Annotated in this window: 5 protein-coding genes; 3 read left to right on the top strand and 2 right to left on the bottom strand. The window is 70.6% G+C overall.

From position 1 onward, the window contains the following. Positions 1–80: 80 nt before the first annotated feature. Entirely contained in the window at positions 81–968 is an 888-nt protein-coding gene (locus tag MXD58_RS15370; protein ID WP_248839895.1) for a DedA family protein, read from the bottom strand. Between the two features lie 460 nt (positions 969–1,428). Here MXD58_RS15370 and MXD58_RS15365 point away from each other — a divergent pair, with 460 nt between their 5' ends. Further along, positions 1,429–2,607, top strand: a complete 1,179-nt coding sequence (locus MXD58_RS15365) for a lipase family protein (RefSeq protein ID WP_248839896.1) — start codon at positions 1,429–1,431, stop codon at positions 2,605–2,607. A gap of 2,521 nt (positions 2,608–5,128) precedes the next feature. Here MXD58_RS15365 and MXD58_RS15360 read toward each other — a convergent pair. Beyond that, positions 5,129–5,794, bottom strand: coding sequence for a TetR/AcrR family transcriptional regulator (locus MXD58_RS15360; RefSeq protein WP_248839897.1), 666 nt, complete (start codon positions 5,792–5,794; stop codon positions 5,129–5,131). A gap of 132 nt (positions 5,795–5,926) precedes the next feature. On the opposite strand from MXD58_RS15360, the gene MXD58_RS15355 reads away from it, so the two are divergent. Both MXD58_RS15355 and MXD58_RS15350 read left to right on the top strand, forming a co-directional pair. Next, positions 5,927–6,355 carry an Ohr family peroxiredoxin gene (locus tag MXD58_RS15355; protein ID WP_248839898.1) on the top strand — a complete coding sequence of 143 codons (429 nt, stop codon included), beginning with the start codon at positions 5,927–5,929 and terminating at the stop codon, positions 6,353–6,355. Between the two features lie 241 nt (positions 6,356–6,596). Then, a partial coding sequence (locus MXD58_RS15350; RefSeq protein ID WP_250609437.1) for a glycosyltransferase family 4 protein occupies positions 6,597–7,738 on the top strand: 1,142 nt, incomplete at its 3' end.

Below are 7,738 nucleotides of genomic sequence, written 5' to 3'. Positions count from 1 at the left end.
GTCTCGGAGCGACACACCCGCACCCCGGACGATCAACCAGCCGCTCCCGATCTACACCACGCAGTGGGACTCACCCGTTCTCAGTCCCGGGCGGGGTGGCGCCGCCGGTCCGCCGCGTGGCGGCCGCCGCCGCCTCCGCCGCGGCGAATCCGCATGGTGCTGGAGGAGTCGAACTGCGGCTCGTACTCGTCGGCGCCCGGCTGGTACGCCCCCGGGCCCCCGACCTCGTCCCGGGCATCGGTTGCCGACCAGCCGTCCCGGCCGCGCTGCGGGCCGTCCTGGGTGTGGACCGGCGGGCTGGCCGCCGCCGCGTCCGGATTGCCGGCGGCGCCCGGGCGACGTCGCCGGGCGCGAAGATATTCAATGATCATCGGCAGCACGGACACCAGCACCACCAGGATGAGCATTGCCTCGATGTTTTCGTGAACGAAGTCCACCGAGCCGAGGAGGTAGCCCAGAAGGGTGATGCCACAGCCCCAGAGCATGCCACCGATGATGTTGAAAAGAACGAAGGTCCGGTAGTCCATTCGGCTCACCCCGGCGATGACCGGGGTGAAGGTCCGCACGATGGGAACGAACCTGGCGAGCACGATCGACTTCGCGCCGTTCTTCTCGAAGAAGGCGGTCGCCTTCTCGACGTACTCCTGCTTGAACAACCGGGAGTCGGGCCGTCGGAACAGCGCCGGACCGGCCTTTCGACCGATCAGATAACCCACCTGATCACCGGCGATGGCGGCCAGCCCGATGAGGATCATCGCCACCGGCAGCGACGTCGAGATCTCGTTCCGCGAAATCAGCATGCCCAGGGTGAACAGCATCGAGTCACCGGGCAGGAAGAAGCCGACCAGCAGTCCGGACTCCGCGAAAACGATCAGCAGGACAACAGCCAGTCCGGCCTTGACCAGGCTGTCGCCACTCAGCAGGTCGCCTGGCCCGAGTGCGAGCGTGCTCGCCGCATGGGTGGTCACAGTGGTGGGCCTCCGCCGATCTCGGGTCGGCGGGTGGGACGCGCAGAGACAACCGCGGCGCCCTCGCGCCACCACACAGCACCCGCCTGAGGACACCGTAAGGGTATCCAGCGCCCCGGCGACTCCGTCCAGCGCCCACGGATCCTCATGCCATATCCACAGATGACCCACAGATTGAACCCACCTCGAGGGCCACATCTCGCGGCGCTGATCCGGCCTCGCGAGTCCACTCGCGAGGCCGCCCGGGTAGCCGCCCGGGAACTGTCCATCGGACACCGTTCGGACACCGAGCGCAGCCTGACGAGACAGGCCGCGTAACACGTCACCGACCGCCGCCACGTTCGCAAGGGCTGAAACATACGCTCATTTCGTGCGTTTACCGTGGTCGGCTCAACAAGACGATTTGCCGCCCGCCGCGACCTCACGCTCGCCCGGACCGTGGCGGCCGTCGTTGTCGCGGATGTGCCCGGTAGCGCTGGTACTGCTGCTGGGCCTGGCCACGCTGACCTCCTGTGGCGGGGGGCACTCGGCGAACGGTGACCAGGCTGCCGGCCGGCGATCCCCCGGCGCGCCAGGAGAGCTCCTCACCGCCGACGTCGTCTTCGCCGCGCCCGCGGGCATCCGCGCCTGGGTGGTCACCTACCGATCCCGGTCAGCCGGGAACGGGACCGTCGAGGTGTCCGGCATCGTCCTCGCGCCGCCGCCCACCGTCGCGGTGCCCGCCGGCGGCCGCAAGGTCGTTTCGTTCGCCCACGGCACGACCGGCATCGCCGACATCTGCGCGCCGTCCCGGTCGACACCACCGCTGTCCTCCGCCGCGTGGACCTTCCCGCTCGTCCGGGCGGGCTACGTCGTCACGCTGACCGACTACGCCGGGCTGGGCACGCCGGGCGAGCACGCGATCTACGTCTCCGGGCCGGAGGGCCGAGCCGTGCTCGACGCCGCGCGCGCAGCCCGCGCGCTGACCGCCACGGGTGCCGGCCGGGACGTCGTCGCCTGGGGTTATTCACAGGGCGGCCAGGCGGTGCTCGCAGCCGGCGCGCAGGCCGTCACATACGCGCCGGACCTGCGGGTGCGCGGGATCGTCGCGACCGCGCCGCTCGCGGACCTGCCCGCCTCGCTCACCACCCTGCAGGGCAACGCGGACGGAGTCGGCTACCTTCTGCTGGCGATGATCGGGCTGACGGACACCGATCCCACCATCGACCTGACGCGCTCTCTGACGCAGACCGGCCGCCGGCTGCTGGCCATCGCGCGCGACAAGTGCGCGATCGACGTGATGACCGCGAGCGTCGGGACGTCGATCAGCACCGCTTTCACCTCGGATCCGCTGGCCGATCCGCGATTCATGTCCGGGTTCGGGCGACAGCGGGACGAGATTCTCCGACGGATGGCTCCGACGCTGCTCCTGCAGGGCGGCCGCGACATCGTGATCCGCCCGTCGGTCACCGATCGGGTGGACCTCCGGCTGTGCGGCCAGGGCACCCCGGTGGATTACCGCCGTTATCCCAGCGCTGACCACGGCACGATCCTCGCCGCGTCGATGAACGACCTGATGTCCTGGATGGCCGGCCGGTTCGCTGCCAATCCCCCGCCGGCCACGACCAACTGTGCGCGCACCCTCGACATCCGGCACTGACCCTCCGCACTCCACAGGTACCGATGAACCTGCCGCACCCCTGTGGATAACCCCCGCCCTGGGTGCGTCCTCGCAGGTCAGCAGGTATTGACGCGAACGTCGCCCCGATGGTCAGCGGAGTCGGAGGCGGGAAGCGGTCTCCATCAGCAGGCACCGTGTGGATAGCCGTGCCCGCATCCTCCATGAGCACCGTGCCCGTTTCCATCAGCCCGGAGGGAGACGTCCACTGATCCTCGGCGGGCACCGGATCCCGGCCGGTGGTCGACGCTGCCCACTGACGGGCTGTCGGTAGCGCCTTCCGCCGCCCGGACGCCCCGTGCCCCAGCGATGCCCACCCGGTGCCTCAGCTGCGGCGTGAGGGTGCGTCGCGGTGCCCTAGGTAGGGAGTCCGTCAACTCGGTTGCCGTTATCCACAGGGGTGTCACGCCCTCCCCGAAGCGCCTGGACGATGACCACTGAGGGTCTGTGAAAAGCGCTCCGCGGCCGGCGACGGTCAGGGATCGGCTTCCTCCACCAGATCAACGAGCCAGGCCGCCGGCCGTTCGCACACGCTGCCCACCGAGCGGCACCTGTGGACAGGCCCGACCGCGGGGGGTCATGGTCAGCTGTTCGGACGGTGCCCACCTGACGGTCAGGCCAGCTGCCAACTGTGGAGAAGGTCCTTCGCGGTCGCCAAGCCGGCGACGCTGCCCAGGGTGCGGTGATGGTTATCTCCGCTCACCATCACCGCACCGGGCCTGTGGAGGGCCAGCCGAGCCCGTCCGGGGGCACCGCACCGCCGTGATTCACGCACGGTGCCCACAGGGATCCCGCGACGGCGGGCGGCGGGTGGGGGTTCAGCCGGCACGGTCGCTGCCTCGCGGTGACCGCTGCCCACCGGCGGACCGCGTCGACCCTTTGCGTCCGCCGTACGTCGTAACCCGCGTCTGTGGATACCGTCCCGGGCCTGAGCCCCCGGGTGCTCGACAGCACGCTGCCCCTCCAGGGGCTGGGGATGAGCGCGCCAGCGGCGAGACCGACGGGCCTTCGCGGGAGACAGCGCCATCCGCGCGATACGGGGGGCAGGCGCTCACAGCCCGCCGCCGAGCCACCGCACGGTGCCCATAGGGGCGCAACCAGCCGGCGCGCCGCACAGGACCGCCATCCGTGCCCATCCGCTGCCCACAGGGACTCGGTCTGGCCAGGGACTCGGTCTGGCCAGGCACCCGTTCTGCCCACAGCCCAGTCTGCGCGCTGCCCACAGGTGCCCGTCCGTTCACGCGCCGCCCGGGCCTGTCCGTCCGAACATCATCCACAGGCGATCTGTCCCTGGGCACGCTGCCCATAGGTGGGCATGGTTTACCGGCCGACGGCACGGTCGGACTCATCGCGGGGTTCCTTTGCCCGGTGCACCGCGAGTGGGCATCGCAGCGGTTCCTCGGTTCTGTCGCCGTCGGTGGAGATCGATCGGGTAGCGCTGTCCACGCCGCGGGCCTTCCAAGGTCTGTGAGGCGAGTCCGAGACGGTGCCCACCGGTGGGGATGAGGCGGACTGCCGAACCGACCACCGGGCGCCTGTGGACAGCGCTCTGCCCGACCTCCCGGTGGGGCTTGGGCGTCTTCTGACGCAGCCCCTCGGACACCACTCGACTGCAGCGGTCCAGCGCTGTGGATAACTCCCCACCAGCTTCGAGTTCGCAGCTCAGAGCCCATCGGCGGCCAAGCGGCGGGGGGCTGCGACGGCCGTGGTGTCCGTCGTCCGAGGCACGGACGGTCTCCATCGAGACGCATCGTGTGGTTCGCGGCGCACACCCCGGATGAGCACCCTGACCGTCCACCCGTCGTGTCGGCCGCGGCATCGCCCGATCCATGACCGGTGGATCCCTGACGGTGCCCACCAAGGGGCTGTGTATGAACCGCGGCGCCCCTGCGGGGAGTGGGTCGTATCAGTCGCCGATATCCACGCCGAGGTCTCGTGCGTCACCGGGCCAGGCAGACCATGCCCATCGAAGGTTGGTGATGCAGGCGCTTCGGGTTCGGTCCGCGGGTGACGCGACCTGGCCTGGCCGCGTCGCGGCTGGTCGGCCTGACGCCAACCACGATGCCCATCCAGGAGCAGTTGTGGACAACGCCCGGGTGCTCTGGGTGGTCAGGGGGCGGCGGACGGGCGCTGCCCTGCCGTGAGCCAGCGCCCGTCCGCCGGTGGAGCGGCCGCACCTGATCACCGAGTGGGCGACGGTGCCCAGCAGACGGTCACAGTCGTATCCGTTCGCCATCACCGTCGCGGGTCAGCGCACCAGCACCGCGGCTGTGTTCACGCTCCCGAGCGGCACGCTGTCCACAGGTGGGTGCGGTTCCCCGAGGCGCGATCCCTGGATGGTTACCGCACGGTGCCCGCTAGCGCACAGTGCCCACCAAAGGGCCATCGCACGGTGCCCATCCGAGGTGCCCATCCGAGGTGCCCATCCGAGGTGCCCATCCGAGGTGCGCCGCGAGCGGCTACCGCCGCTGTGGATACCGGGCTCGGGCGGTCGGCGGCAGGGTCAGCCGGGGGTGTCGATGGCCAGCTGCGGGGCACCGTCGGGCGCCGGTTCCCGTGCTGGACGGACCGCGGCGAGGCAGAAGTCGACCAGTCTGCGGTGGAACGCGAGGTTGTCCAGGTCGGCGCTGGCGGCGAAGGCGTGCCTGGCCAGCAACGCTCCCAGGAAGGCACTCGTCGCCAGGTCGGTGTCGAGATCGGCACGTGCCTCACCACGGGTCACCGCGTCGTGGAAGGCGTCCTCGATCGCGGCGGCGCAGCGGTCGACCGACTCTCGGCGGAAGGCCGCGTACATCGCGGGGAATCGCGGGAGTTCGGCCATGCACCGGGCGAGGACCGACAGCCGTGGCTCGGTGAACACGGCGTCCACATACGGCGCGAGATGCAGCAGGTCGGCGTTCAGGCTGCCGGTGCGGGGCGGGACGAGCCCCGCGGCGAGCGTCCCCAGCGCGTCGACGACGAGGTCGTCCCGGTCGGGCCAGCGCATGTAGATCCCGCGCTTCGCGACTCCGGCACGCGCCGCGACGCGGTTCACGCTGAACCCGCCGACGCCCTGCTCGGCGAGTTCGTCCACAGCCGCGGCCAGCACCCGGGTGTCGATGGTGGCGTCGCGGGGACGTCCCCGCCGAGGCCTGTCGACCCGCTCCGCGTCCTGGTCCTGCTGCGCCATGCGCCCAGGCTAAGCCGGATGGACAGGACTTGACCGCGAATATTTACGGCACCAATGTGGTTACATAATTCACGGCGAGCGCCCGACCAACAAGGACGCGGACCGCACACATCCAGCTCCGTGGAGGGTGACATGGCGAACACGTTGTACTCGGCGACCTCGACCGCCTGGGGCGGCCGCGAGGGTCGGGTGGCCGCCAGCGACAACCGGCTGGACCTGCAGCTCTCCGTGCCGAAGGGGCTCGGCGGCGACGACGGCCCGGGCACGAACCCCGAACAGCTCTTCGCGACCGGCTACGCGGCCTGTTTCCACAGCGCGCTCAAGCTTGTCGCGAGCGGCAAGAAGATCGACATCAGCGACTCCGCGGTGTCGGTGACCGTGAACCTCGTCATCAACGACGATGGCTCCCTCGACCTGGCTACGAAGATCGAGGGGCAGATCCCCGGGCTGGAGCCCGCCGCGGCCCAGGAACTGCTGGCCGCGGCCCACGCGGTGTGCCCGTATTCCCGCGCCACCAAGGGCAATATCTCCTCCCAGGTCGTCCTGGTCGACAACGACTGACCGCCCACCCGTCGGGCGCATCACCCGTCGGCGGCCGGGCCGCCGACGGGTGATGACCGCGGCGCGATGGGCACCGAAATCGGTCCGATGCCCGCCGTGTGGCGGCGCGGATCGACCGCGGTCGATCGCCTACGCAAGGCGATCCACGTGAAGATCAGGACGCGATGTCCTAATGTTCCCGGTGGCGCCACCCTGGACGTCAAGGGATCAGGACATGGCCCGAACGGACGGAGGGGCGCACTTGCGGATCGCGTTGTTGTCGTACCGGAGCCTGCCCACCTGTGGTGGACAAGGCGTGTACGTCAGACATCTTTCCCGCGAACTGGTCGCCCAGGGGCACCAGGTGCAGGTGCTGAGCGGGCCGCCGTATCCGGATCTCGACGAGGGTGTCGGGCTGACCGAACTGCCGAGCCTCGATCTCTACGGCGATGCCCGCCCGTTCCGCTGGGCCGCCCCGTCCGAGCTGCGCACGCTGCCCGATCTCGTCGAGTTCGGGATGATGCGCTCCGGGCAGTTCTCCGAACCGCTGTCGTTCAGCCTGCGGGCCTACCAGGCGCTGCGCCCCCGATCCTCGGGCGGGCGGCCGCCGTACGACATCGTCCATGACAACCAGGGCCTCGGCTACGGCATGCTCGCGCTGCGCAACGCGATGCGGCCCTACCGGATCCCGGTGGTGTGCACCGTGCACCATCCGATCACCGTCGACCTCCGGCTGAGCCTGGCCGCGGCGACGTCGCTGCGCGAGAGGCTGGGCCTGCGCCGCTGGTACTCCTTCCTGCCGATGCAGGCCAGGGTGGCGCGCGCCCTGGACGGCGTCATCATCCCGTCGGAGAGTTCACGCCGGGGCATCGTCGAGGACATGGGCCTGTCGTCGGAGAGCATGCGCACGGTGCACCTGGGGGTCGATGCCGACATCTTCACCCCCGCGCCCGCCGGCACGACGCCGGTGCCTGGCCGCATCGTCGTGGTGACCAGCGCCGATGTGCCGCTCAAGGGCCTGGGCGTCCTGCTGGAAGCGCTCGCCTCGCTGCGCGCGGAGCGGCCCGCCCATCTCATCTGCGTCGGCAAGGTGCGCGAGGGCGGCGAGGCGCAGCGCCGGGTCGGCGAGCTCGGCCTGGCCGACGCCGTGACGTTCCGTTCCAATATTCCGGAGCAGGAGCTGGTCGAGTTGCTGCGATCCGCCGAGGTGGCGGTCGTCCCCTCGCTGTATGAGGGGTTCAGCCTGCCCGCCGTCGAGGAGATGGCCTGCGGGCTCCCGCTGGTCGCGACGACCGCCGGGGCGCTGCCGGAGGTGGCCGGTGAGGACGGCGAGGCGGCTCTGCTCGTGCCGCCGGGCGACCCGGCCGCGCTGGCCCGGGCGATCCGCACGCTGCTCGACGACCC

Origin of the sequence: Frankia sp. AgKG'84/4, from assembly GCF_023242965.2 — a bacterium.
GTDB lineage: Bacteria > Actinomycetota > Actinomycetes > Frankiales > Frankiaceae > Frankia.
This window is presented reverse-complemented; position numbering and strand designations above follow the sequence as displayed.